The following is a 2,486-nucleotide window of genomic DNA, read 5'->3' as shown; positions in this document are numbered from 1 at the left end:
ATCTCCGGCACTGTGGCGGGCCGCACCCTCGGCGCGATCACCGACGTCTATCTCACGCCCGACGCGACAGCGCAGAATGTCGCCTTTGGACACCTGCACGTGCAGAACGCCTTCCAGTCGCTCTTCGCGCTCGGCGCGCCGCTCAACGCCTGGCGTAACGAGTTCAACAGCAACCGGCTGCTTCGGCTTGCCCGCGATGAAAACGGCGTCCAGATCTCCACCTACCGGAGCACCGAGGCACCCGAGTGGTCGCCCAGGGTCGGCGCGCAGAGCACCAAGACGCTCGTCGACCTCCTTGAAGAGGCGGCGCGAGCGACGCAGGGCTTGCTGTTCGCCAGCCGGGCGGCGTCGCACCTGTTCTACCGAACGCACCCGTCGATGCAGGGCCAGCGACCGCGGGCGGTGCTCGACGCGGCCGCAAACCAGCTGGAGACGCTGCCGCTGCCCACCGATGACGACCAGGTGCTAACCAACGACGTGACTGCCACCCGCACGGGGGGTTTCTCGGCGCGCGCGGTGAAGACGACCGGCCGCAACTCGACGGCGTCCCCCTCTGCTGGCGGCATCGGCGTGTACGCCTCGAACACCACCTACAACGTGTCCTCGGACGGCTACCTGGCCGACTACGCGGCCTGGGCGCTGGCGCGCGGCACCTACGACGGGCCGCGCTACCCCCAGCTGCCCGTGTTCCGGCACGCCGCGCCGGTCGCTGACGACTCGGCTCTGTTCGCCGCCCTGCTCGACGTGGACCAGGGCGACATCCTGATGATCGAGAACCTGCCGCTCGGCGACGACCGAGCGATGGTGCTTGGCTACCGGGAGACCATCACCCCGATCGAGCACCGGTTCACCTTCAACGCCGAGCCCGGCGACCCGTGGAACATCGGCGTCACCGACGACCCGGACACCCGCGCCGACGCCGAAGGCAGCACGCTCGCCGGCGCGGCCACCAGCACCGCCACGACGCTGTCCGTCGCCAGCACCACCGTGCCCTGGATCGACTCCGCCAGCTACGGCGACCAGTTCCCGTTCAACATCACCGTGGGCGGTGAGGAGATGACGGTGACCGCTGTCGGCCCTGCCGCGGTCGACACGTTCACGCGCACCGTGTCCGGCGGGTGGGGAACGGCGGACACCGGGCAGGCGTGGACCACCACGGGCGGGGCCGCGTCGAACTACTCCACCAACGGCACCGCCGGCCAGATGGCGTTGACCTCCGTGAACGTGTCCCGCTGGGCCAGCGTGCTGCTGGGGGTCGCCGACATCGACGTGGCCGCGTCGTTCGCCACCAGCGCGATCGCCGCCGGCGCCCCGGTCGTGGCGTGGCTCGCCGGCCGCTGGACCGACATCAGCAACTGGTACGCCGCGCGGCTGAACTTCAACACCGACGGCACGGTCACCCTTGGCCTGTGGACGAGCGTCGCGGGCAGCGAAACCAACCTGCTCACCTCCGCCTCGCTGGGCAGCTACACCACCGGCCAGCTGTGGCGCGTCCGGTTCCAGATCACCGGCACCACACTGCTGGCGAAGGCGTGGCGAGCGAGCGGAAGCGAACCGACCGAGTGGACGGTCGCCGCATCCGCAACAGCGATCGCTGCCGCCGGGGACCTCGGCATCCGCACCCGCTTGAACACCGGCAACACCAACGCCCTGCCCGTCACGATCACCGTCGATGACGTGCAGGTCAGCACCCCGCAGCGCTTCACCGTGACCCGTTCGGTGAACGGCATCGTCAAGGCGCACCCCGCCGGCGCCACCGTCCAGCTCGCCGACCCGGTCTACGCCGGGCTCGGCCCGACACTGTAGGAGGCACCGTGCCTACCTGGCTGGCAGGTCAGCGGGTCACCGCCGCGAAACTCGACGCGCCATACGCCCGCTACGCGCGCAACGCAGGCACGCAGGCGGTCGCTGCGAGCGCTGATACGCAGATCCAGTACCCCACGCTCACCTCCGGCGGATCGCCGCTCATCACCCCCGGCAGCACGCTCGGCCCGGGGCAGCCGTTCAACTACTGGAAGTTCGCGGCCGGCTCGGGCATCTGGCACGCCGACGCCAGCATTCGCGTGTCGACCCCGCACAGCACGTGGCAGATCACGGCCGCGATCGGCGCGACGGCGTGGGCCGCGGGCAACATCAAGAAAGTCGGCGCGTACGGCGACCTCAACGGGTTCGTCAGCGTCACCATCGACGCCTCCGCCAGCGAGCAAATCGTGTGCTTCTCGTGCTGGCAGAGCGGCGGCGCCTACACCATCAACGGCTCGTTCGGCCTCGCCACCTCCGTCGACTTCGTCAAGGTCGGGTGACCCGGTGAACGACTGGCTCAACTGGCTTGGCGGCGCCGGCGGGCTCGGCGCCGCGGGCAAGATCGCCTACGACCTCATCAAGGCCAGGGGCGAGTCCAAGAAGGTGAACGCGGATGCCGCGCAGATCCTCGTCACCACCGCGGCAGCGTCCGCGGCCGCCTACGCCTGTCTCTTATACACAAC

General features: G+C 69.9%; 1 protein-coding gene and 1 pseudogene. Both read left to right on the top strand.

Features of this window, described 5'->3' with window-relative positions:
- Positions 1-1,806 (top strand): annotated as a pseudogene (locus tag FPZ41_RS47700) (hypothetical protein); the annotation flags it as partial.
- An 8-nt stretch (positions 1,807-1,814) separates the two neighbouring features.
- Complete coding sequence (locus tag FPZ41_RS46075) at positions 1,815-2,303, top strand: hypothetical protein (RefSeq protein ID WP_152870820.1); 489 nt, start codon at positions 1,815-1,817, stop codon at positions 2,301-2,303.
- Positions 2,304-2,486 lie beyond the last annotated feature (183 nt).

Origin of the sequence: Streptomyces acidicola (assembly GCF_009377235.1) — a bacterium.
In the GTDB taxonomy this organism is placed as follows: Bacteria; Actinomycetota; Actinomycetes; order Streptomycetales; family Streptomycetaceae; genus Streptomyces; species Streptomyces acidicola.
This window is presented reverse-complemented; position numbering and strand designations above follow the sequence as displayed.